Source organism: Pseudalkalibacillus sp. NRS-1564 (assembly GCF_050467905.1).
GTDB lineage: Bacteria > Bacillota > Bacilli > Bacillales > Guptibacillaceae > Guptibacillus > Guptibacillus hwajinpoensis_B.
The window spans coordinates 33,402-57,863 of sequence record NZ_JBITPM010000014.1; the positions used below are offsets into that span (position 1 = coordinate 33,402).

The 24,462-nt window shown below is 39.0% G+C and carries 23 protein-coding genes; 13 read left to right on the forward strand and 10 right to left on the reverse strand.

Translation table 11 applies throughout. The features are described from left to right. Nucleotides 1-124: 124 nt before the first annotated feature. From ACIFPW_RS07390 to ACIFPW_RS07425, 8 genes are all read right to left on the reverse strand, one after another. Nucleotides 125-1,222, reverse strand: a complete 1,098-nt coding sequence (locus ACIFPW_RS07390) for an ABC transporter ATP-binding protein (RefSeq protein ID WP_430243174.1) — start codon at nt 1,220-1,222, stop codon at nt 125-127. Between the two features lie 170 nt (nt 1,223-1,392). After that, nucleotides 1,393-2,283: a PucR family transcriptional regulator gene (locus tag ACIFPW_RS07395; protein WP_430243175.1), complete on the reverse strand. Its 891-nt coding sequence runs from the start codon at nt 2,281-2,283 to the stop codon at nt 1,393-1,395. A 173-nt stretch (nt 2,284-2,456) separates the two neighbouring features. Continuing rightward, a complete protein-coding gene (locus tag ACIFPW_RS07400) occupies nt 2,457-2,672 on the reverse strand; it encodes a hypothetical protein (protein ID WP_194220028.1) in 216 nt (71 codons plus the stop codon). A 57-nt stretch (nt 2,673-2,729) separates the two neighbouring features. Then, complete coding sequence (locus tag ACIFPW_RS07405) at nt 2,730-2,951, reverse strand: DUF5342 family protein (protein ID WP_194220027.1); 222 nt, start codon at nt 2,949-2,951, stop codon at nt 2,730-2,732. A 44-nt stretch (nt 2,952-2,995) separates the two neighbouring features. After that, on the reverse strand, nt 2,996-4,159 hold the full coding sequence (locus ACIFPW_RS07410; protein WP_430243177.1) for a YheC/YheD family protein: 1,164 nt from the start codon (nt 4,157-4,159) through the stop codon (nt 2,996-2,998). Further along, nucleotides 4,156-5,529, reverse strand: coding sequence for a YheC/YheD family protein (locus ACIFPW_RS07415; protein WP_430243179.1), 1,374 nt, complete (start codon nt 5,527-5,529; stop codon nt 4,156-4,158). The genes ACIFPW_RS07410 and ACIFPW_RS07415 overlap by 4 nt, the downstream gene beginning before the upstream one ends. Next, nucleotides 5,526-6,587 carry a YheC/YheD family protein gene (locus tag ACIFPW_RS07420; RefSeq protein WP_430243180.1) on the reverse strand — a complete coding sequence of 354 codons (1,062 nt, stop codon included), beginning with the start codon at nt 6,585-6,587 and terminating at the stop codon, nt 5,526-5,528. Before ACIFPW_RS07420 ends, ACIFPW_RS07415 begins: the two co-directional genes overlap by 4 nt. A gap of 12 nt (nt 6,588-6,599) precedes the next feature. Further along, nucleotides 6,600-7,958, reverse strand: a complete 1,359-nt coding sequence (locus tag ACIFPW_RS07425) for a YheC/YheD family protein (RefSeq protein WP_430243181.1) — start codon at nt 7,956-7,958, stop codon at nt 6,600-6,602. Nucleotides 7,959-8,085: 127 nt separating this feature from the next. Between ACIFPW_RS07425 and ACIFPW_RS07430 the strand changes: the two genes are divergently transcribed. Beyond that, complete coding sequence (locus ACIFPW_RS07430) at nt 8,086-9,228, forward strand: DUF445 domain-containing protein (protein WP_430243183.1); 1,143 nt, start codon at nt 8,086-8,088, stop codon at nt 9,226-9,228. Between the two features lie 83 nt (nt 9,229-9,311). Next, nucleotides 9,312-9,680: a YlbF family regulator gene (locus ACIFPW_RS07435; protein ID WP_194220021.1), complete on the forward strand. Its 369-nt coding sequence runs from the start codon at nt 9,312-9,314 to the stop codon at nt 9,678-9,680. 191 nt (nt 9,681-9,871) lie between these two features. Here the strand turns inward: ACIFPW_RS07435 and ACIFPW_RS07440 are convergent, their stop codons facing one another. Further along, the gene (locus ACIFPW_RS07440; protein WP_194220020.1) at nt 9,872-10,093 is read right to left on the reverse strand and encodes a hypothetical protein; all 222 of its coding nucleotides are present in this window, start codon (nt 10,091-10,093) and stop codon (nt 9,872-9,874) included. Nucleotides 10,094-10,288: 195 nt separating this feature from the next. On the opposite strand from ACIFPW_RS07440, the gene ACIFPW_RS07445 reads away from it, so the two are divergent. Together ACIFPW_RS07445 and ACIFPW_RS07450 are read left to right on the forward strand one after the other, a co-directional pair. Continuing rightward, the gene (locus tag ACIFPW_RS07445; RefSeq protein ID WP_430243185.1) at nt 10,289-11,140 is read left to right on the forward strand and encodes a Cof-type HAD-IIB family hydrolase; all 852 of its coding nucleotides are present in this window, start codon (nt 10,289-10,291) and stop codon (nt 11,138-11,140) included. A 164-nt stretch (nt 11,141-11,304) separates the two neighbouring features. Continuing rightward, nucleotides 11,305-12,786, forward strand: a complete 1,482-nt coding sequence (locus tag ACIFPW_RS07450) for an aldehyde dehydrogenase family protein (protein ID WP_194220018.1) — start codon at nt 11,305-11,307, stop codon at nt 12,784-12,786. Nucleotides 12,787-12,908: 122 nt separating this feature from the next. On the opposite strand, the gene ACIFPW_RS07455 is transcribed toward ACIFPW_RS07450, so the two are convergent. Further along, the gene (locus ACIFPW_RS07455; protein ID WP_430243188.1) at nt 12,909-13,094 is read right to left on the reverse strand and encodes a YhzD family protein; all 186 of its coding nucleotides are present in this window, start codon (nt 13,092-13,094) and stop codon (nt 12,909-12,911) included. Nucleotides 13,095-13,240: 146 nt separating this feature from the next. On the opposite strand from ACIFPW_RS07455, the gene ACIFPW_RS07460 reads away from it, so the two are divergent. From ACIFPW_RS07460 to ACIFPW_RS07500, 9 genes are all read left to right on the forward strand, one after another. Continuing rightward, on the forward strand, nt 13,241-14,137 hold the full coding sequence (locus ACIFPW_RS07460; protein WP_430243189.1) for an ABC transporter ATP-binding protein: 897 nt from the start codon (nt 13,241-13,243) through the stop codon (nt 14,135-14,137). Then, on the forward strand, nt 14,130-15,380 hold the full coding sequence (locus tag ACIFPW_RS07465; RefSeq protein WP_430243191.1) for an ABC transporter permease: 1,251 nt from the start codon (nt 14,130-14,132) through the stop codon (nt 15,378-15,380). Before ACIFPW_RS07460 ends, ACIFPW_RS07465 begins: the two co-directional genes overlap by 8 nt. Nucleotides 15,381-15,559: 179 nt before the next feature. Then, nucleotides 15,560-16,801 carry a metallophosphoesterase family protein gene (locus tag ACIFPW_RS07470; protein ID WP_430243193.1) on the forward strand — a complete coding sequence of 414 codons (1,242 nt, stop codon included), beginning with the start codon at nt 15,560-15,562 and terminating at the stop codon, nt 16,799-16,801. Beyond that, nucleotides 16,801-19,584: an AAA family ATPase gene (locus tag ACIFPW_RS07475; RefSeq protein WP_430243194.1), complete on the forward strand. Its 2,784-nt coding sequence runs from the start codon at nt 16,801-16,803 to the stop codon at nt 19,582-19,584. Before ACIFPW_RS07470 ends, ACIFPW_RS07475 begins: the two co-directional genes overlap by 1 nt. Before the next feature lie 12 nt (nt 19,585-19,596). Then, a complete protein-coding gene (locus tag ACIFPW_RS07480) occupies nt 19,597-20,262 on the forward strand; it encodes a response regulator transcription factor (protein ID WP_430243196.1) in 666 nt (221 codons plus the stop codon). After that, the gene (locus tag ACIFPW_RS07485; RefSeq protein ID WP_194220011.1) at nt 20,259-21,626 is read left to right on the forward strand and encodes a sensor histidine kinase; all 1,368 of its coding nucleotides are present in this window, start codon (nt 20,259-20,261) and stop codon (nt 21,624-21,626) included. The genes ACIFPW_RS07480 and ACIFPW_RS07485 overlap by 4 nt, the downstream gene beginning before the upstream one ends. Nucleotides 21,627-21,683: 57 nt before the next feature. Continuing rightward, nucleotides 21,684-22,652, forward strand: a complete 969-nt coding sequence (gene yhaM / locus ACIFPW_RS07490) for a 3'-5' exoribonuclease YhaM (RefSeq protein ID WP_430243198.1) — start codon at nt 21,684-21,686, stop codon at nt 22,650-22,652. Nucleotides 22,653-22,799: 147 nt separating this feature from the next. Then, entirely contained in the window at nt 22,800-24,077 is a 1,278-nt protein-coding gene (locus ACIFPW_RS07495; RefSeq protein ID WP_430243200.1) for an MDR family MFS transporter, read from the forward strand. 89 nt (nt 24,078-24,166) lie between these two features. Then, a complete protein-coding gene (locus ACIFPW_RS07500; protein ID WP_283153030.1) occupies nt 24,167-24,445 on the forward strand; it encodes a sporulation YhaL family protein in 279 nt (92 codons plus the stop codon). Nucleotides 24,446-24,462 lie beyond the last annotated feature (17 nt).

Sequence of the window (24,462 nt, forward strand, 5' to 3'; positions counted from 1 at the left end):
TTGTAGTTAGCATTTAACTTAAAGTCAATCAAGAAACATTATTGACGTTAATTTACCGCTTCATGCAAGAAGATAAATAAAAAAAGCTTCCTCGGTTTAAGAGGAAGCTTTCCCTATCATTTTATTAACGAATGCGCAGTTCTGATTCAGTATCAAAGAAGTGACATTTGTTCATATCAAAAGCAAGGCTGATGTTTTGACCATTTTGAATATCCGTACGAGAGTCAACACGAGCTACAAAATCTTGATCAGCTACTTTGGAATAAAGATATGTTTCAGCACCCATCAATTCGGCTACATCAATGACAGCACTTACTTTAGTATCCTGTGAAGATTCGATGAAGACAGGCTCATCATGGATATCTTCAGGACGAATACCAAGCATAACTTCTTTGTTCAAGTATCCTTGTTCACGAAGGGTTTTCATTTTTCCTTCAGGAACTTTCACTTGAATATCACCTAGCTTGAAATAGCCATCTTCTAATGTACCGCTGAAGAAGTTCATTGCAGGAGATCCAATAAAGCCACCAACGAAGACGTTGTCAGGTGCATCGTATACTTCTTTTGGTGAGCCTACTTGCTGGATAAGCCCATCTTTCATAATAACGATACGCGTTGCCATCGTCATCGCTTCAGTTTGGTCGTGAGTAACGTAGATAGTCGTTGTTTGTAGACGCTGATGAAGCTTAGAAATTTCAGCACGCATTTGAACACGAAGTTTTGCATCAAGGTTTGAAAGAGGCTCATCCATCAAGAACACTTGTGGATCACGAACAATCGCTCGTCCTAATGCTACACGCTGACGTTGACCACCAGAGAGTGCTTTAGGTTTACGATCTAATAGGCTTTCAAGCCCAAGAATACGAGCAGCGTCCGTTACGCGGCGCTCAATTTCTTTTTTGTCGAACTTGCGTAGTTTCAATCCGAATGCCATGTTATCGTATACGTTCATGTGAGGATACAGGGCATAGTTTTGGAATACCATTGCGATATCACGATCTTTTGGTGCAACGTCGTTGACGCGACGATCACCAATAACGAGGTCTCCATCTGAGATATCTTCAAGGCCGGCAATCATACGAAGCGTCGTTGATTTACCGCAACCAGAAGGACCTACGAAAACAATAAATTCCTTATCTTTAATATCCAGGTTAAAGTCTTTTACTGCCTCAAATTTGTTATCATATCTTTTGTAAATGTGATTGAGAGCGATCTCTGCCATGTTAATGCCTCCTAAGAAATGAACTCTTTTGCTAGTTCTAAGTCTACTCTATGAAAACGCTATCGTAAATTGGGAGCGTGCACAAAAATACCATTAGGTTTTGTGCATTCTGTACGAAATGCCATTATTTATACGTAATATTGTTGAAAAAGGTAAAAAAACTGCGTTTATTAACGCAGTTCCATCGCAAGAAGAGAAAGGTAAACCATCACAGCTCCTTGAAAACTTTTTACATCAATTCCTGTTTTCTCTATAAATTTATCCACACGATATTGAAGACTATTTCGATGTACATAAAGTTGTTTGGCTGCAAGAGTAATATTTAAGTTAGATTCTAAGTAGATGCGAATACTCTTCAAAAGCTCTGTGTCATGTTGTACGGGTTCGATAGCTTTAATTAAGTAATCAATCGATTCGTCACTTGCCTCGTGGAAGAGGACGGACGGGACCATATCCTGGTGCGTAAATACCATTTGTGATGGCATAAGATTTCGTCCTGTTGAGAACCATTTTTTTTCGGCTTTATAAATCCGTTTTAAATGGCTGTTATCATATTGTTGAATCGTTTGTCCGACAAAAAGAGACATGCCTGTGAAAAAGTCGGCAGTAAGTGCAGCAGCTGTTTGTTTAAGTTCATCTACCATCTGTTCGTCAAATTCATTTGTTTGAACGAGCAGACCTTCTTTGTCATTTTCAAATAGGAGTACAGTTTCTTCTGAAAATAAGCCGGTCATGGCTTCTGTGAAATCGGATAGATCTGATGGAGCATTTTTGAGGTTGAAATGTATGTATCGAATTGGGAGATCTATTGTAAGGTCAACGCTGAGATCGTCCTCAAAAAGAAGAGATGTCCATTTTTTTTGGGTAAGAGTCATGGACTCATTTTCCAGTCGGACAGTAGGGAAGAAGGCATTTAATAACTCATTTTCCTCGTTTGTTAGTCGCGTTTTACGTATGCCAAATCGTTCACCATCGGTTGTTCTATACCAGTGGAAAAGATCAGGTTGATCGGAGGTAACGACGAAATCATTTCCATATAGTTCAGCTAGTTTTGCATTCATAAGTGCCCCTCCTAAGTAACAGTTAACATATAGTATAACGTAATGATGAACACAAATTAATAATGAATCAAAGAAAAGAACCTCTATATGTGTAAGAGGTTCTTTTCTAAATTAGCCGTGATTGTCTTCGTTCAGTTTCAGTGAACGAATGAACAGCATTTACTTTTATGTGATTATGAATAGTTTTGTTGATCATCATTTTTTCTTTGTTTACCTGAACGATGTGGAGGCTCCTGTTCCATGAGTGGAATAGCTTCCTCGATTTGAGCCTGCTTGTAACTTTGATGAACGGCACCGCCGGCCATTCCTTCATTAACCATACGGTCAATGTCCATATCGTATTTATCGCGACCTTCGTACTGAGAGTCTTCAGTTCTTTTGTTCGGCATCCTTTTTCATCTCCCTATTTCTTTGAATAGGGTTATTATGTGAAGAAATCAGGAGAATTATGAGTCCTGCTGTTCATAGACGTGAAAAAGCATGAGCTCATGAATTTGAGATTGCAGTTTGTTTTGCTCCGATTCAGGTGGAGCAGGTTGATACCATTCGAATTGGCCAGTATGGAGATAAAGAGTACGATAATATGTTCCCTGATAGAAAAAAGATACTTCCCATTTAGGTTTTCTTATTTTTGATCCAACTGATTTATATTGAAAGTGCGAAATCATGGTATTCCCCCAAATCACCTTTTTTATCATCATAACATAGGAAGCTAATACGCAGAATACGTTCGAAAAGAAGTGAGGAGAGAACGTATAAATGCTTGATGAATAAGTGGTTCATCAAAACGCATTGGTTTCGAATTCGCTTCAAAAATCCAGAAATGTCCTTCGCTATCTTTTCCAATGTCCAAAGAGCATTCAAGCATCTTTTCTTTTTCTTCAAGTGATTCTGCAGTGCGAATAGCGAGCTCTCTTACCCGAATTTCATCGTCATTGGTGGCCACCTTATGAAAAGGGAGGATTTTTCCTCCTCTTGGAACATGAGTCGTCAGGCTGTTATTCTGTGCAGCTCTTATGCCGATACCTGTGACCTGCCAACTTTTTAATGGTTTTTGCAAAAGAATTCTAAAATCATAAGGATATTCATTATGAGTTGCGAGATCAATTTCACGTTGGATCAAATATTGCTCATGAATTAAGGGAGTGACGTGTTCTTTAACTAAGGCGAGATTAGGAAAGAAACGAGTGTTTTCGTGATCGGTGAATAGAAAACCGGACTTAACAGTTTTAACTTTAAATATTCCTCTACCTTTGCTTCCAGATGCAGGTTTGCAGAAAATAGATGAATATGTTTTTAGAAATGTATTAAGATTCGCATCTGTAAAGCAAGCTGTTTCTGGAATGTGATGCATTAATGCTTCATTCTCAGCTAAGTGATCGAGTATTTCATTTTTGAGGAAAAAAGATCGGTTAAAAAATGGAATGCCTTTTAACTTCAACAAGTTGAAAAAAGATCTTACTTTTGGAATGCGTTCTTCTGCCCTGTCAGGAATTCGATTGTACACAATATCAGGATATGGGAAGCGAAAACCTGTCCATTTTTGAGATGTAGCATCATAGAGATAGCCATTGATATATGAGGGATAAATGTCGTCAGGTGTAAAAACAAACGAAAGCCCTCCGGAATCAGTCAATTCCTTTTGAATGGATTTGAAGATCGCAGCATTGCCACTGAAATGGTGATGTAAGTTAGACCCTGCCAGAATGCCAACAAGAGGTCGAATGGCATCATGAGGAGTTTGAAGCTTTACAATAGAAGAAGAGAAAGCAGGAGAGGGAGAGAGCCTGGATGGCTCTTTCCCCCAATATACATATTGATAGCTACTTTTTTGATGCCACCGATTATTTTCTCTACTGTAAAATAATTCGATCATACTGGTGTAACCAGCTGTTTTTCAATGGTGGATCTTGCTAAAAAGATCGCGTATTCCATTGGTAATGTTCTCGTTTTGGCTTCTTCCGCTTTCAATCTCGGATGGGCAAAAATGCCTCTTCCAGGTTTTGAATTTGCTTCAAATAAATAAATGTCCCCTTCTTTTGTAATCCCGAGGTCAAATCCAATTTCGCCAATAAAGCCTGAAACTCTTTTATCGATGGCACGACTTAGTAGCAGGGAAGCTTCCATTAAATCTGTTTCAACTTGTTTTTTAATACCAAATTCAGAAGTGAGCTCTCCAATTGTTTTAACTGTTCCGTTAGAAGCCATGTGAGTGGTTAAACTTCCAGCTCCTGCAATCTTTGCAGCGATCGCACTAACTTCCCATTTCCCCTCTTTGTTTTTGTTTGTATGAACACGATAATCCATGGAACGCTGATTAATCCGATGTAAGTCAATTCCTTGTTGAGCAATTAAACCGTTCATGCCGTTTGGATATTGGGTTTTAAGAAGGCGTGCAAGAGAGGTATATCTTCTTAGACGATTTTCTTTGTCCGTTCTGAACCTGCAATAATAATACTTCTCATCGGCTGGCTTTAGAATTTGTTGAATCCCAAGCCCAAGACTACCGTTGGCAGGCTTAATAAAGATCTGTTCGTAATCCTTTAACATACGTGAGATTATGGCGCTCTTAGGACTTAATACAGTTTCAGGTAAATACGGCTTAACGATTGAGTCTTCACGTAGCTTTTCGAACATCGTCCATTTATCGAAAAATCCTGGGTTAAACCAGGGAGTGAAATATTGAGATTGAAGTTTCTCCATTGTAGTGCTTACTTGTTCGATGCTTGCTGAGCTTCGATTCGGTAGGCGATCGTATACAACATCAGGAATGGGAACAGTTACTCTGTACCATCCTCGCTTGTTATACATTAATCCTTTGATGCTTCCCGTTTTCCAATCAATATGATGAGCACCAAATGCAAAGCCAAAAGCACCACACTTAGAGGTAGCGGATAGTAGCTTGGCAAAATACATACTGCGCTCTCCGATAGGTCTCATACTATCCTTAGTAAATCCTGCAGTGAAAATACCTACTAAAGGTCCAATATGAAGAGAATTTCCTTTTTCGAAAAGGTGAACAGACATTTCTTCAGGAACACCTAATATTTTCCATAAGTCTTCTGAAATAAGGTATTCTTCTTTGTTACTAGGGTGAGGAGAAACCGTGCAGAATGAGCGTCTTGACCCAAAGCAAAGTTGATTCGGAAAAGAAACTTGGTCAACCCATTCCTTAAACTTTGTTGGAGGAACATAGAAATTCCCTTGAGAATTAATGTCCTTTTTTAATGGAAGAATCGTGTTCATGATTCGATAACCCCTTTCTTCTCATTCATGAGAGACCGGCAATATTGAAACGGTATAAAATGTAAAGAATCGTATGGTTGAATGGCTTTGTGTCCAGGTTTAGAGTTGGCTTCAAGTAACCAGACTTTACCACTTCGGTCAATTCCGAAATCAAGACCAAGTTCAAACAACGGAGGAAATGTACTCTCGAGGTTAGTAGCAATACAACGGGAGAGGAGATTAATCTTTTGATCTGCGGCTTGGAGAACAGTTTCGGGAATAGAGAGCTTGTGATCACTTTGAATAGAGCCACCACTATGCAAATTAGATACAAAAGAGTCAGAACTCCCTACGCGCGTAGCACGGCCAATCTCCTTCCAACTTTCGATCGACGTTTTCTTCATTACCACTCTTCGATCAAAAGGTCGGTTGTTTTGGTCAAGTAAAGAAAGCCATTCTTGGGCTATATAGTCACGCTGGTTTTGAATTCTCCTCATTATTTTGAGGAAAGAACTGGTTGTATCATAAGTATGATGAAGGACGTTCCCATTATGATTGATTTGAACATCAACTTGATTTTGATTTCGGGTAAGGAGCATTAACCCATTTCCTTGAGAACCTACCACTGGTTTTAGAACGACCTTCTCGTGCTTCGTTAATAAATCGGATATAACGCTAGCGCTAGTAGCAGGCTGAAGCTTAACTGTTTGTGGAAGGTGCCGATTTATAAATGGCTTTTGCTTTAATTGTTTGTATATCGCCCATTTTCCTGGTAACCCGTGTCCTAGAAAAGTAGCGTTAGACTCGTTTTTTAACCACTTAATAAAGGAGGCTTCCATTTCTGTTATGAGACCATTATGGAAGCAGCGATCATAAATAAAATCAGGAATCGGAAAATTTGTTTCCAGCCATTTTTTTGTCTTTGGATCGTATTTCATTCCTAGAAGACTATTTCTAAAGTGCTGATCTGGAGAAAAACGATAGACGTTAAATCCAGAAGTGGATCCTGCTTCACCTAATTTAGAAAGGTAATCTCCTTCATGTTGGAGCGAACGTTGTAAAATACCAAGTGATGTCATACCTTGCTCCTTTTAAGATGACGTGTACCAGTTAATTAAGCGGATAAGTGCTTTAACCGATGGGCGATAGGTACTTGGTGTGATTCCTTCAGAAGTCTTGGAAGGTTTTGTGTTCACTTCAATGATCCAGGGGTGACCATTTTTATCAGAAGACATGTCGATTCCAAGCTCCGCAAACACTCCTTCACTTTCGCGATCAATGATCTGTGAAATCTCACAGGCCAATTCGGGAAGGATTCGCTTCATTTGTCTTTTCATTGAATCCTCTAAGGGGGTGAGCCCCTCATCAAACTTTTTTAGTAACGCGCCGCGTGCAATATTGGATACGAACTGGTCATTTGTTCTAGAAACGCGCGAAACGGCTGAGACAACTGACCACTTGTCTCCAATACCTTTCAAGCATAAAATGCGGAAATCAACGGGGCATCCATTCACCTCAATTAGGGGAATGCCTTGTTGAATAAGATAAGGAATCGTTTTAGATCGTGAGCGAATGGTCGTATAAATGTTTTGAAGCGAATGTGACGTGAGCGTTTGATTGCCATTAAAGCTTGAGTAATCAAGGTAATAGAGATCATCTTTCTGAGTGATTCGAAAAATATGTTTTCCCTGACTTCCATTTAAAGGTTTCAAATAAAGGATAGGGTATTTATCGAGCATGAAATGAATATCGTCGATTGTCTCTAACAAAACCGTTTCAGGAAGATAGGGTGCGACTTCATCGTAAGAAAGTAACTTCTGATGAACATCCCATTTATCAAGAAAGGATTCATTAAAATAGGGGATCTGTTGATCACGCCAATAGGTTTTTAATTGTTGAATGTAAACGGATTTCTCAAGCTTTCTCGAATGAATTCGATTATAGATGACAGAAGGGATGGGTAGCGTGGCTTCTACCCAGTCACGTTGGTTCCAAATCATACCCGAGACTTTAGTGTCACTCCACGGTTTTAGTGTGTAAACATAGAACAGAATATGATGCTCTTCGCAGTATTCTGCGACTTCTTTACAGAATTCCGTATAGGATCCGAATGGTGTTTCTTTCAGTCTAGAAATGTTAATCGCAAGACAGAAAATAGGACCGATTGAGAGCATTTGTTGCTGATGACTATAGGTAAGTGTAATCGGAAGAGATTGATTTGGAAGAGACAGAGAAGCTAGTAGTTCCGGTGAACAATATACGGTATGACTTGATGAAGTGCGATAGACCTTGACTGTTACAAATTCCTCAAGCACGCCACATCGAAGTCTAAGTGATGTATCTGAAAGCTTCCATTTTGAGGCGATGTTTTCTGGAATGGAAAGGGTATGATTGGATTGAGCTGAGGTTGAATTCTCTGGTTGTAAAATAATCTTTTCAGTATGTTTCATTCAAGACCCTCGTTCAACGTTTTTTCTTTTTTTACCTTCCTTTAACTGGATAGGCAATAGCGGATATCGTATACTATGAAGATGGAGTTTACTATGTGAACGTGAGAAATAGAAAGGTTGAGGTACGATGTCGTCCATTATCATAACGATCCTATTTATGATTGCCATTGGTGCAGTTATAGGTGGGTTTACAAATTCGTTAGCTATTAAAATGCTATTTAGGCCATATGAAGCTCGTTATATAGGGAAATGGAAAGTTCCATTTACCCCAGGATTAATTCCAAAACGTAGAGATGAGCTAGCAGTCCAGCTAGGTAAAATGGTCGTTGAACATCTTCTAACGGCTGAGGGAATACAGCAAAAAATGAACGATCCAGTATTCAAGCGTACGATGATTGAATATGCGCAAAAAGAAGTTCTTAAACTTTTAGAGTCTGATGAGAAAATTGAAACACTTTTAAAGAAAGGACTTCATCTAGAGGATCCAGCCAAAGATATTAGAGCGAATGCAAGCTCCTACATCAATGGGAAAATTGAAAAGAAACTATTGGATTTGAAAAATAAAGAACTAGCTGAGATTCTTCCGGAAAAAATGCAAACGAGAATTGATAGCTCAATCGAACCAATTGCTGATCTCGTTTTAACAAAAATTAGTGATTACATTGCTTCTGCTGAGGGCAAACATAAGCTTTCTGTTATGATAGACCGTTATCTTGCAGATCGAGGAACGCTTGGAAGCATGATTAACATGTTTTTTACAAACACAAGACTGGTAGATAAAGTACAGCCTGAGTTACTTCGTCTTCTTAAGCAAGACGATATTCAAAGTGTCATAATAACGATGCTTGAGAAAGAGTGGAATTCGCTTAAAGAAACGAAAATTGCAGCGTTTGAAGATAAATTTAATTCAGAAGAACTTGTCAAAGAGGTTACAGATCTCATTGTGAATGAACTCCCAATTAATCACGTTCTGAATCTTAGTCTATCGGAAGCAGTTGATCCATATAAGGAGCGCATTGTTGAAGACATAGTTCCACGACTAGTAGATGCTGCTGGTCAGTATCTCAGTCAGAATCTACAGCCACTCATGGAACAACTACACCTGGCAGACGTAGTGAAAAGTCAGGTGGAGACGTTCTCTGTTGGACGTCTTGAAGAGATGGTTCTTTCGATTTCACGTCGCGAATTTAAGATGATCACGTACCTTGGAGCTGTGCTCGGAGGAATGATTGGTTTAATTCAAGGAGTAATCATTACCCTTATTGGATGAATTTCGTGTCAGTCTTTGTTATAGTGGTGAAGTACAGGGTTATGAGAGCGAAATAATCCTCATTTACTAAGGAGGTATATACAATGGCAGAGAAAAATCTTTACGACGTAGCATACGAATTAGAAAGCGCAATGCGTGAGCACGAGGACTACACAAAGCTTAAAGAGTTATATGATCAGGTAAACCAGGATGAAGTAGCAAAGAAACTTTTTGATAACTTCCGTAACATGCAAATGGAGCTTCAACAAAAGCAAATGAGTGGTCAACAGATCACAGAGGAAGAAGCTCAAACGGCTCAACAACAAGTTGAACTTGTTCAGCAGCATGAAGTGATTTCTCAGTTGATGCAACAAGAACAGCGCATGAGCCAGGTTATTCAGGACATCAACAAAATCGTAACGAAGCCTCTAGAGGACCTTTACGGTAGCCCTGAAGAAGACGTTCAGCAATAATACAAAAAACGGTTCACCCAATTGGGTGAACCGTTTTTTGTATTCATAGTACCGATTACTTGTTCATAAGAAGTAAGTTAGCGTATAACCTTTGTTGCTGTGTGATTTTGGGTTTATTCGAGTGAAACAAATGCTTCAATCGAATAAGCACAAAATGAGAGAGGTGGTATTAAAATATAAAAAAATAAGGACTATGAAGCGTTTTCTATTACGCCGACAACTTCAAATTGAGTTGGTTGCGAAATGATCGTTTCTTCAATGGCGCACTCAGGACAATTTAATTGAAGTTCTCTTTTCTCATTTCCTCCAATAGTACCTCGGAATTCATGATCACATTCAGAGCATTTGTAAATGTGTGGTTCATTGAATTCTCCTGTGCAGTCAAACCTGATTCTCTCTTTTCCTTTGGTCATAAGTAAAACCCCTTTCGTTATTTGTAATCTATTTGTAATAAACTAGTTTCATATTAAAACTTCCCACGGTGTCCGTATTCTAAACGCCAAATTCATCCAAACATGTCATTATCATAAATTTAAGTGATAAGACAAGAATTACGAGTCATAGAGATAAGTGTTATAAGGACTACTTTTTACACAGGAGGGATCCGAATGGTCTATCAACTTCTTGCCTTAGATATTGATGGGACTTTGCTTAGATCCAATCATAAAATTGATAAGGAAACAAAGGACGCTATTAGCTATGTGAGAGAAAAGGGAGTTTACGTTACGCTAACGACTAGTCGCAACTTTGCATCTGCTAAGAAAATTGCAAAGGCGGTGAAGTTAGATGATGTGATGCTCGTTACTCATAGCGGCGCGTTTATTGCTGAAGAGGTTGAAGAACCGGTTTATGAAGAGAGAATTCCCAATAAAGATGTTCGTGAGATTGTTAAGATCCTTGAAGGATTTGACTGCCATATTCGCATTATTCATGAACGATTAGCCGTTGGTAATCGCGTAAAGCATAATCATTACTTATCTGCTAAAATGACGCTCGGAATAGGAGATCCATTATTCTACCCCGTGAACTTTGTTGAAACCTTAAGTGAGTATCTCGAAAAGAAAGATTTATCCCCTCCGAAAATTGACGCTCATTTCTTTAATGAAGAAGAAAGAGAGGAAGCTCGTCTCCTGTTAGAAGAGCGAATTCCTTCTATTTCGGTTGTTCGATCGACAAAATGTAATTTTGGGATCATTCCAAAAGGCGTCTCAAAAGCAAAAGGATTGCGCATTTTAGGAGAGAAATTAGGAGTATCTGTCGATCAAATGGTGGTAATTGGCGATGCGGATTGTGATGCTGAAATGATTCGTCAAGCAGGCCTTGGTGTCGCGATGGGAAATGCTTCTTATGAGCTAAAACGACTTGCGGATTGGGTAACCCGCTCAAATGATCAACAGGGCGTATCCTACATGGTTAAAGAAGTTTTTAGAAGACAAATGCGAGTTCAATTAAAAAGGTAATGGTTAAAGAGAATATAGACGCCTTCATCGAACCCTGGCGATTTATGGGGAATGAAGGCGTTTCTTATGTTACTTTTGAATCATTTTAACGAAATGAAAAGGCTTTCACGAAAAAACCGCTAATATGTATAATGTTTGATAATTTTGAATTCTGGAGGGATAGTATGCAAAAATTACTCGACTTGAATCCAAAGGTGACTGAATTTCTGAAAGGAACGAAAAAACTTTATATTAATGGTCAATGGAAGGATTCGTTATCAGGAAGAACATTTGATACCCTAAACCCCTCAACTGGTGAAGTGCTTGCAACAGTTAGTGAAGCCGTGAAAGAAGATATTGATGAAGCCGTTATGGCAGCTCGTAAAGCTTTCGACAGTGGTCCGTGGTCGCGCATGTCTGCGTCAGCTAGAAGCCGATTAATTTATAAGCTTGCTGATTTAATGGAAGAAAATAAAGAAGAACTTGCCATGCTTGATACGCTTGATAATGGTAAGCCGATTCGTGAAACGCAGAATGCCGATGTACCACTAGCGATTGAGCACTTTAGATACTACGCTGGCTGGTCAACAAAAATTATGGGACAAACCATTCCCGTTAATGGACCATATTTTAATTACACACGTCATGAGGCCTTAGGGGTTGTTGGACAAATCATTCCATGGAATTTCCCTCTACTTATGGCGGCATGGAAGCTTGGAGCAGCTTTAGCGACGGGGTGTACCGTTGTTCTTAAACCTGCGGAGCAAACACCACTTTCAGCTCTATATCTAGCGCAGCTGATGGAGGAAGCTGGATTCCCTGAAGGCGTTGTGAACGTTGTACCAGGGTACGGTGAAACAGCAGGTGATGCACTAGTTAAGCATCCAAATGTAGATAAAATTGCATTTACAGGATCAACTGATGTAGGTAAGTATATTATGAACCAGGCTTCGAATGATTTGAAGCGAGTGACGCTTGAACTGGGAGGTAAATCACCAAATATTATTTTACCAGATGCTGATATGACAAAAGCGATACCAGGCGCGTTAAGCGGTATTATGTTTAATCAAGGACAGGTTTGCTGTGCTGGATCAAGACTATTCGTACAAAAGAAAGCCTATGATAATGTGATGGCTGATTTAGTGAGTCATAGTCAAAAGATCAAGCAGGGAGCAGGATTGGATCCTGAAACGCAAATGGGACCACTCGTATCCGCTGAGCAGCATGAACGCGTAATGAGCTATATTTCAAAAGGGCAGGATGAAGGCGCTGAGTTACTTACTGGAGGACAGGTTCCTTACGATAAGGGATATTATGTCCAACCTACGATTTTCTCTGATGTGGATGATAAAATGACCATTGCAAAAGAGGAAATCTTTGGACCAGTAGTAGCCGCAATGCCGTTTGAAGACCTTGATGAAGTAATCGAGCGAGCGAATGCTTCGAATTATGGACTAGCTGCTGGACTATGGACAGAGAACCTCAAGTCCGCACACTATGTTGCAAACAAAATTAAAGCTGGTACTGTTTGGGTGAATTGCTATAATGCATTTGATGCGGCTTCTCCATTTGGTGGCTATAAGCAATCTGGTATGGGAAGAGAAATGGGCTCCTATGCACTAAATAATTACACAGAAGTGAAGAGCGTTTGGATTAACTTAAAATAACAGAAGAAAACCGCTCGTCCTTTACGGACGGGCGGTTCTTTTTAATGTTCTATTCTTAGGTGAAGTACTTCCAAAGTTTCGATTCGATCAGCTAATCATCAGAAAATCAAAATATGATAGCGCTATCTTTTTAATACGATTAATTTACCAGCAGAGGATACAACTCGTGCCGTATGGTTTTCAAAACCTCTTTGCTTTAAGAGTTCTTCGCCAACTTTTTTCGCTTCTTTGTCATCCTGTGCATCAAAGCTTTCATCTAGAACAGTCTCTCCGCTTTTTTCGAATGCCGTGATAATGTACTTTTCCATATTATCGCCTCCTCCTTTTAGTTTACCGATGTAATAATTTCTTGTCACTTATTTTTGGAAAAAACGAATCTTTTGAGAAAACGAAACGTTATACTAGTTGGGAAGCTATTTTTCATATAATGAATGTCAATATAAAGGGGGAAGCTATGCTCGAATTTCAGAATGTATCAAAAAGATTCGGACCTTTTACAGCAGTAGAAGGACTTAATTTATCAATTCCTGAGAATGAGATTTTTGGGTTACTTGGAGGTAACGGAGCGGGTAAGACAACAACATTTCGAATGCTATTACGCCTCATTGATCAAACAAATGGAACGATTAGCTGGAAGAAAGAAGAAATATCTTATGATTCAAGCCATTTAATTGGCTATTTACCTGAAGAACGCGGTCTTTATCCAAAGATGAAAGTGAAAGATCAATTAATTTATCTTGGCAAGTTACGTGGGATGAAGAAAGCTGATATTGAGAAAGAAATTGTTATATGGCTTGATCGTTTCAATGTGCCAGAATATCTTGATAAAAAGGTAGAAGAATTATCAAAAGGAAATCAGCAAAAAATACAATTTATTGCAGCAGTTATTCATAAGCCAGAGCTTCTCATTCTTGATGAGCCATTTAGCGGGCTGGATCCAGTAAATGTGGAAGTGTTGAAAGAAGCTGTTCTTGATTTAAAGAATGCAGGAACAACGATCTTGTTTTCTAGTCACCGAATGGAGCATGTGGAAGAACTTTGTGAGCATCTTTGTATACTACATAAAGGAAAAGCAGTTGTTTCTGGGAACTTAAAAGAAATCAAGCGTTCTTATGGTAAGAAAAACATTATCATTGACGTTGATTTTAATCTAACATTTCTAGAAAATATTGAAGGGGTTCATCACATAAAGCAAGGAATGAATTATAGCACTGTTCAAATAGCAAATGAGCAAGTTTCTCAGAAGGTTTTACACGAGTTGATGAACAAAGGGTTTGTTAGAAAGTTTGAACTAGAGGAGCCGTCATTAAACGATATCTTTATTGAGAAAGTGGGTGCGGCATATGAATAAATTTCTTATTGTCCTCTCCCAAACATATTTAAATCGACTGAAGTCCAAGGCATTTATTATTACAACGGTTATTACGCTACTTATGATCTTTCTCATTACAAATCTTTCGACCATTATAGATAATTTCGATTCGAGTGAAGCGGATCGAGTGGGAGTCATCGATACAGCTTCGTATTATACACAACTTGAAAACCAAATGAAGATGATGGAATCTGATATTGTATTAGAAAAATTCGATGGCTCTGAAGAAAAAGCCGAACAGGCTATTGAAGAGGGTGATCTCGATAGCTATTTGATTCTTAAAGAAAACGAAAATTCCGAACCGACGGCCCTTTATAAAGCGGAGACAGTAGCAGAACAAGTCACTCCACAAGTTCTTGAATCAGTACTTCAGCAATTGAAGAGTACAATTGCTGCTGAGAAAGCAGGGGTTACTCAGGAGCAGCTTAGTGAAATCGACCAACCTGTCCAGTTTCAAAAAGTTGCACTCGAAAAAGGAGCAAAGACAGAAGATGAATTAAATCAAGCAAGAGTGTTCGTTTATGTACTTCTATTCGTCATCTATTTTTCAGTGATTTTCTATGGAAATATGGTTGCTGTGGAAGTGGCGACAGAGAAATCATCGAGAGTAATGGAAATCTTAATTTCAAGCGTTTCGCCAGTCAAGCAAATGTTTGGGAAAATACTTGGAATTGCCTTACTCGGTTTAACACAATATGCGATCATTATTGCAAGTGGGTACCTCTTTATGCAAATGCAGGAAGATGAGCTCGCAGAAGCAGGTTTCCTATCCTTTCTTAATTTTAGTAACCTTTCAGCTTCACTCATCATTTATGCGATCGTATTCTTTATTCTTGGCTATTTACTGTATGCGACGATTCTTGCAATGGTAGGCTCACTCGTTAGTAGAGCAGAAGAAGTTCAGCAAATGATTATGCCAGTCCAGTTTCTCATTATCATCGCTTTCTTTATTGCGATGTTTGGACTAAGTACGCCGTCTTCTACATTTGTCACCATTTCGTCCTTCATTCCCTTCTTTACACCAGTAGTGATGTTCTTACGGGTAGGTATGCTCTCCATTCCATTCTGGGAAGTAGCCATTAGTCTTGCACTCCTAATTGGATCGATTGTTTTTTTTGCAATCATCGGGGCGAAAGTTTACAGAGGTGGTGTTCTCATGTATGGGAAATCATCTTCTTTAAAAGATATAGGCAAAGCGTTAAAGCTATCACGACGTGAGTAATAGCTTTCAACTAACAATCTAGAAAGTTCCGGAACTTTAGTTCCCGGGACTTTTCTTTTTTTTCTTGTCGCATGATGAGTATAAAATCATTGAATGAGAAAAAGCGGAATCGTGCGAACGTGCGCTCGTTTGATTATGGTAAAATGAGAGATAGAGAGCATTAGAAAGGGAGATGAGTGATGAAAGAAGTAACCTTTCTGCACTGCGCGGATCTTCATTTAGACAGACCATTTTCCGGTACAAATCAGTTACCTAAATCCATCCATGAGTTTGTTCGAGAAAGTGCCTATCGTTCATTACGAACAATCGTTGATATTGCTATTAATCAACGGGTAGATTTTGTGCTGTTTGCAGGAGATTTATTTGATAGTAGCTATCGTAGCTTGAAAGCACAGATGATTTTATTACAACAATTGAAAAGATTGGATGAGGCAGGCATTTATAGCTATCTTTCTCATGGAAATCACGATGCGCTAGATGGAGAATGGGTTGATTTAACGTGGCCAGATACAAGTTATTTTTTTGGAGCGGAAGTAGAATCGGTTTCGTATAACAGAGATCAGACACCAATCGCATATATTCATGGCTTTAGCTATCCGACGCGTCATGTGAATGAGAAAATGGTAAGTGCATATGAAAGGGTAGATGAAGAGAGTTTCCAGATCGGAATGCTTCATGGGAATTTAGAAGGACAAACAGAACATTCTTCCTATGCTCCATTCACAATAACTGAACTAATGAATAAGAAATTTGATTACTGGGCTCTTGGGCATATTCATCAGAGAGCAATACTATCAGAAGAGCCCTTTATTGTTTATCCCGGTAATATACAAGGAGCACATTCGAAAGAACGTGGTGAAAAAGGGTGTTATGTTGTAAAGTTAAGCGATTCTGAGCCATCGCTTGTTTTTCATCAAACCGCTGATGTAACCTGGCACAAGTCTATTATTGATATTGGACAGTGTGATACGATCCAAGATCTATTAAATAACTGTGAAGAAATTTTGAACCAGGAAACTTTCTCTACTAGAGGACATTTCATTAATTTTGAATTAGTTGGCAATAGTCCGATACATTCAGAGTTAATACATGGGGATCATTTAGAAGATATATTGCAGACGCTACAACTTAATAGAGAAATGGAAGACGAAGGATTTGTTTGGCCATATAAATTCACACTAAAATCAATGCCACTCTGGGATCGCGAGAATTTAAAACAGCAGAATGGATTTTTACAGGATATTTTATTTACCTCTGATCAGTACGAGCATTCCCAAATGAAAGAAGCGTTAGCTCCGCTATTTGAACATAGACGAGCTAGAAAAGCTCTACACCCCATTGAAGACGAGCAACAATTAATAAAAGAAGCTGAAGAGCTATTGCTTACATATCTCATTGAGTCAAAAGGTGGTGAGAGTTAATGAGGTTACTCGGTCTAACAATTTACGGGTTTGGTAAATTTGAGAATTACGAAATCGAAGACGTTTCAACTGAACTTCAGCTTATCTTTGGAGAGAATGAGGCAGGGAAATCTACACTTATCTCTTTTGTTGAATATGTTTTATTCGGTTTTCCTAGCAGGCAGGAGAACTATTATGAAATGAATCATCTCTCGCGTTTTGGAGGTAGTCTCTTTGTAGAAGAAAGTGGTGAAGCATTTAGAATTGAACGGACGAGGGATAGGAATTCTGAAAATCTTTATATCTATTTTCGAGATGGTACTTCAGGAAATAGTGATGATTTAAAAAAGCTCTTAAAAGGAATGAATCGAGCTAGTTTTAGACAAATTTACTTTTGTAACCTTACTACTTTAAATAATGATCATCATTATGATGAAGAAGCGTGGAATCAAGTCCTTTATGAAGCAGGAATGAGCGGTGGAGCTTCATTACTTGAAATTGAAAAGAATTTTGACAAGTGGCAGGGTGAAATTTTTAAGCCTGGAGGAAGAAAACCTCAACTCAATCAAGATGTGGAATCCTACGAATCTTTAAAGAAGAAAACAAACGAATGGGAAAAGAAAAATGAGAACTACAATGAACTTATCAAAAAGACAAAGGAGTTAGAAATAAAAGTTCAAGAAAATGCTGAGCGGTTGCAATTTATCCAAAATGAGCAGCGAAAGCTTGAGCGTGAGAAGCATATCATTCCTTTATTGAATGAGAAAAAAAGACTTGAAGAAGAGATCGAGAATCTTCCTGAGTTTCATCCTTTTCCTGAAGAAGGACTTATAAGAATGGATAAATGGAAAGAACAAGCTGTTCTTCTTTCTGGGGAATTAGAAGGGTTAAAGAAACGAAAAGAACGACTAGAAAATGATATTCATCACGCTCAGTTGCTTCCTAATTCGAGTGCGTTCTTACAAGAGGTATCTTATTGGAATGAAGAAATGATTCTTTATCGTGGGAGAGCAGAAGAAAGAAGAAGACTGCAGAGTGAGATACGCTCACTTAATACAACTTTAGAATCAGAGCTAATGGAATTTGGTCAGACTGAAGAAGCTCTTAAGTCCATCCATCCGACCTTTACTGGACGTGAGAGTCTCAAACAATTGGTGGCGTCCTATCAGCTTTCTGATCAGAAATACCAGTATATTCAGGAAGCTTTTCTTTCTGCACGAGATGAACTGGAGAAAGAGGAGAATGAGTATGATCGTCTGAAAACACGCCTTCTTTCACCGAAAGATCGGGAAAGGTTAGAAAAAGAACAATCGTCTTCTACTAATCAGAAGTGGTCGTTTGGGGTGATAGCTGTCGCGTTATTAGTCTTTATTATTCTTGGCATTTATGAAAGTTGGCTGCTTGGTTTTGTAGCAGCGGCTATAGTGGTAGGTGGTGCCATTTTAATGAGAATGACCTCTAAAAGTACTGAGACGAAGAGTGAAGATGAGGTGCTTATTCGCGATAGAGAGTTGAGGAGACAAGCTGAGTCATTAAAAGACCAGGTCGATCGCCTTAATCGAACCTATTTGAAAGCAGCTGAAAAAGTAGACTTGTGGGAAGCAGAAAGGTATCAACTTGATGATAAGTTGAAAGAGTGGAGAACGATTCATGCTTTTCCTGAGTACATTCCTACCGATTCATTGCTTGATGCTTTTGATAGGATTGGGTCAAGTAAGAAGGTTCAGACGGAACGAAATCAAAAGCAGCAGCAAATAGAAGATCTTGACTACAGTTTAACGGTAGTTGAAGATAGAATAAAGAAACTATGCGAGCGTGCAAATGTTTCCTACCAGGAGCCTGATAAAGCGATACAGCTATTGCTGCAGAAGGCAGAGGAACAAAGAGAATTAATGAGAGACATAGACCTCGCAACAAACAAGCTTCAAGAACTTGAAGAGCAGCTTGGTGGGGGAACCGAAAAGTGGCAAAGCTGTAATGATGAAATGAACAAGCTGATGCGCTTAGCAGGTGAAGATAATGAGGAAGCGTTTCGTGTGAAGGGAAAGGCTCATAAAGAAGCACAAGAGCTTAAACGACAGCTCGCAATGATTACTTCCCAATTAAGTGATGAATCGTTCGTGGAGCATACTACGGTGGAAGAAATCGATTATCATCGTGAACAGCTGGAGCACGAAGAGACTTCTATTATGAAAAAGCAGCAAGGTCTTTATCAACAGATTGCAAGTGAAAACGAACAAATTCGTCTCTTAACAGAAGATGGAACTTACGAAGAACTTCTCTTACAGCGTCAGCAGAAGGAAGATGAGATTAATTCTCTTGCGTGGAAATGGTCTGTACTGAAGGTAGCATCTGATTTTCTAACGAGGGCGAAGGCAAGGTATCAGGAAGAACGTCTCCCCGCGGTCATAAAGAAAGCAGAGAGCTATTTCAACATAATCACAGAAGGTCGGTATACAGCTATTTATCCTCCTGTAGAAGGTAATAAATTTCGAGTGCTGAACGTGGACGGCCGAGCATACAAGCCGTCTGAGTTAAGTAGAGGCACGGCAGAGCAGTTATACCTTTGTATAAGACTTTCGCTTGCGTCTATTTCGACAGTTCAGATGCCTATTTTTCTCGATGACATCTTTGTGAACTTTGATGAAAAAAGAACTGATGTTGCGAAAGCATTTATTAAAAGATTTTCAAAAGACAATCAGGTTATTTTATTAACGTGTCATTCATCTACAACAGTTGGGATAGATGACAGGATTCACATACTTGATCCGTCGCCAGCTTCCACAAAAAAAGGGACAATCTAATGAGGTGATCTTATGGAAGAAGTTTATAAAATACATTTAGTTGAAGATGAAGAAAATCTAGTACAAATCTTAAAAACGTATATGGAAAAAGAAGGGTTTCAAGTTAAAGCGTTTATGAGTGGTGAGGAAGCACTTGAGAGTATTCACGAATCTTGCCACCTGTGGATTCTAGATATCATGCTACCTGGGATAGATGGGTATGAGTTATTAAAGAAAATAAAAGCTGAAGACGACGTACCGGTTATTTTCATTTCTGCGAGAGATGAGGATCTAGATCGTATTGTAGGATTGGAATTAGGAAGCGATGACTATATTGCTAAACCATTTATGCCGAGAGAACTTATTATTCGCGCCAAAAAATTATTAAAGAGAGTGTACCAACAATCTTCCCAGAAAAGGTTTGAGATTGTGGAGTATGAAATAGATCCGGTATCGAGAAAAGTACTTGATCGAGGAGAGCCAGTTGAATTAACGACGAAGGAAATGGATTTAATTCTTTTCCTAGTCGAGCATGTGAATCAAACCTTATCCCGTGAACAAATTCTCGTTCAGGTATGGGGGGATGATTATGTGGGATCAGATCGTGCTGTTGACGATGTGATTAGACGAGTAAGAAAGAAAATGCCACGCATGAACCTTGAAACGTCATACGGCCTTGGTTATCGGTTGATTACATGATTCGCTTAAATTTAACGAAACGAATCTGGCTCTCATTTATGATTCTTGTTCTGCTTGTTGGGGTAGTGATTGCGGTGATCTACCCTCTCTCCATTAAAGGCACGCTAACTGAAGAGACATATCAGATTATTGAAAGTGAGCAGCAGCGATATACGTTTCCGGATCAAGACGGGCCACTTCCTCCTCAAACGGATCAAGATTTTATTGAACGAAGAGACGCGGAGCGTTCGGTTGGCCATACGTTGATTACAAGACTTTATAGTGGACCATTGCAGGGAGACCCCATACCTGATGAAGTAATTATCGAAATGCGTAAAAACGCACTTGATCAGAAAGAAGAGAAGGGGCGCTATGAGTTAACGTATAATAATCAGGCATCCTTGTTTTATGTGATATCTAAAGTAGATGTTAACGGACAAGAAGCGTACTTTATCTCTTATATGTGGGACACGTATCGTAATCAAATGATTGATCGCCTCTGGTTTAGACTTATCATTATTTTGCTTTTTGCATTATTGCTTAGTCTATTGCCTGCAGCGTGGATTGCAAGGTATTTACGGAGACCACTAACCGTTCTCGGAGAACGCTTCGATCAAATTGCTAACCGCAATTGGAAAGAACCTTTCAAGTGGGAAGGTGATGAAGAGTTCCAGAAGCTTTCCAATCAATTTGAATCAATGAGACAGAACTTAATGAGGTATGATAAGGCTCAGAAAACGTTTATACAGCATGCCTCTCATGAATTGAAAACACCAATTATGATCATTAAAAGTTATGCACAATCCATTAAAGATGGCGTAATGCCAGATTCTCTTGATAATACAATGACAATTATCCTAAATGAGTCTGATCGGATGGATCAAAGGGTAAAAGGGATGCTTACTTATATTAAACTAGATTCCATTGATGAACCTGAGGGAAACTGGGAACCATTTCGATTTGGGGTTCTTGCTGAAGAGATTCGTGAACGATTCATGTACCAGCGTGAAGATGTGACGTTTACAATATCTGGTGAAAATGTTGAGTTGATGGCTGTTCACGAACAGATGTTAACTGCTATGGACAATCTTGTTCAAAATGCATTGCGGTATGCGAAAAGCGAAATTCACTTAAATGCAATCCAGAGGGATGAAACCATCATACTAGAAGTGTTTAATGATGGAGAAGAAATTTCGTTTCAAAAGGTAGAAAAAGAGCAGTTGTTTGAACCTTTCCAAAAAGGGGATAAAGGTCAATTTGGGATTGGTCTAGCTATTGTAAAGAAAATTGCTGAACGTCACTCAGGTAAAGCTGAAGTGGCGAACTTGGACCATGGTGTTGTTTTCTCAATTATATTGCCAAAAAAACGAAGCGAAAGGTCCTAATGATGTATTAGGGCTATGCTATACTAGGTAAATACATTTTGCCCCGGAGGTGGAAAGATGAAGGAATTCAAAGGAATCGGACATTATCGCGTAGGAGATCAAGTTGATCACTACTTATTAATTAAATCATCAGTAAAAGGTGTAGCAAGTAACGGAAAACCTTTCCTTACTTTAATTCTTCAAGATAAATCTGGAGATATTGAAGCAAAGCTCTGGGATGCTTCTCCAGACGATGAAGAAAGCTTTGATGCTCAGCAGATCATCAAGGTAAAAGGAGACGTGACAAGCTACCGTGGACGCAATCAGCTTAGAATTAAAGCGATACGTCTCGCAACAGACATGGATCAAGTCAAGGTGGGTGATTTCGTTGAAACGGCACCTCTTGAGATGAACGAAATCATGGAGAAAGTGACGCAATATGTATTTGAAATGCGTAATCCAAACATACAACGGATTACACGTCACCTTGTGAAAAAACACCAAAATGACTTTCTGACTTTTCCTGCAGCAACGAAAAATCACCATGAATTTGTGTCAGGCTTATCCTATCATGTTGTTTCGATGCTTGATATTGCCAAGTCGTTAGCGAATCTTTATCCTTCTCTAGATACGGATCTGCTATATGGTGGGATAATCCTCCATGATCTTGGAAAAGTAGTTGAACTGTCCGGATCCATTGCAGCAAGCTATACGAATGAAGGGAAATTACTTGGCCATATTTCCATCATGGTTAATGAAATCGGTCAGGCTGCAAAAGAATTAGAAATTGACGGTGAAGAAGTGATGCTTCTTCAACATCTTATCTTAAGTCATCATGGAAAAGCGGATTGGGGGAGTCCTAAACCTCCTATGATTCGTGAAGCAGAAATGCTGCATATGATTGATAACATTGATGCGAAAATGAATATGCTCGATAGAGCTCTTGATAAAGTAGAACCTGGCGAATTTACTGATCGAGTGTTTGCACTTGATAATCGTTCATTCTACAAGCCTAAAATGAGTACTATTGATAGCTCGAAAAAATAAAACAGGCAAATCCAAGAGAAATGTGCTCTATGAGCCGTTTCTCTTTTTTTATGGTCATGTTACGTTAATTGTAAGCGTATAAACAAGCCAAGTATCCATTCAATTTACTAACTTAGCCTTAGGATACATGCATAGTGGAGGAAGTACATGAGAATAAAAGATTGGGATCGGAATTTAAAGATACGGCTTTTGGGTGAAGGGATGATGAACATTCTTTTTTGGATGTTCTTCCCGTTTATGGCTATTTACTTTTCGGAGTCCTTTGGCAAAGGAATGGCCGGACTCTTACTTGTTTTATCACAGGTTGTTGCTGTTGTAGCTAACTTAGTAGGAGGATATTGTGCAGATCAGTATGGACGAAAGAAAATGATGTTTATCTCTGCAGTGGGTCAAGGACTCACCTTTGTCGTATTTGCTTTCGCAAACTCCCCATGGCTTGTTTCACCAATGCTAACGTTCATTAGCTTCTCCATTCTTGGGGTATTTGGGTCATTGTATTGGCCAGCTAGTCACGCAATGGTGGCAGATGTTGTGGCGGAAAAAGATCGTAATACGGTTTTTGCCGTTTTCTATACAGCTTTAAATATTTCTGTTGTTGTAGGGCCAATATTAGGCGGTCTTTTTTTCTTTCAACATCGATTCCCTTTACTTCTTATCGCTTCTATTGTCAGTTTCGCCGTCGCGGCATTGATTGCAATCTACGTTCGTGAAACAGCACCAGAGAAAAGAGAAAACAGTCTCGTTTCAGATTCATCTGTAAAATGGACAAGGTTTATTTGGGATCAGCTTCAAGATTATCGAATCATTGTTAAAGATAAGGTCTTTCTTTTATTTATACTTGCTGGAATACTAGTAGCACAAACGTTTATGCAGATGGACTTATTAATTGCCGTTTATTTGAGTGAAAAAGTACCTGACCAACCAGTGTTAACCTTCTTTAATACAGTCATTACTGCAGACGGAAATCGCATTTTTAGTTGGCTTATTTCAGAAAATGGGTTATTAGTTGCTCTATTAACAGTGTTTATGACGACTAAAATGAGTAAATTCAAAGAACGTAACGTCTTTATTTTCTCCTGCATGATTTATGCTGTCAGCATGATTTTATTTGGTCATGTAACGTCCGTTTGGCTACTTGCCATTGCGATGCTTGTATTTACGATGGGAGAACTGATGGTTGTGGGTATTCAAGAGGGTTTTGTATCACGCTTGGCACCGGAAAATATGCGCGGGCAGTATTTTGCGGCTGCAAGTCTTCGCTTTACAATTGGAAGAACTCTTGCACCAGCTGCCATCCCGCTCACAGCTCTCCTAGGGTTTCAATGGACTTTCTATCTCATTAGTTTCCTTGCGATCATTGCGGGAGTTATCTATTATGTAATGTTTGATATGCGAAGTAAACAGGGAGCGTACGGGCAATCATAATTCTTCTAGGAGGAATAAATCACGATCTTTGCTCATAAATTGTAGTAATTAATGGAGCTTGTACGAAAGAAGGAAAGGAAGTGCTTTAGGTGAGAAAGAGTGTTCTTATACTTCTTGGATTTCTATTGATTCTTAGTCTATTTCAGCTTACAGAAGTGTCTTCAACGTTATCGGGAGTATTCTCTTCATTTCCCTGGTGGCTCTACTTTGTACTAGCGGGGATTGTTTACAGCGGCTATAAAACGATGCAATTGACGGCTGAAGAGAAAAAAATCGATCAGATCCATATTGAAGAAGAAGGACGAGTATATGTGGAGAGAATGGAAGAAGAGCGGGAGCGGAGGAAACAGCGTATAACAGAACACTAAATAAAAAAAACGAAAGA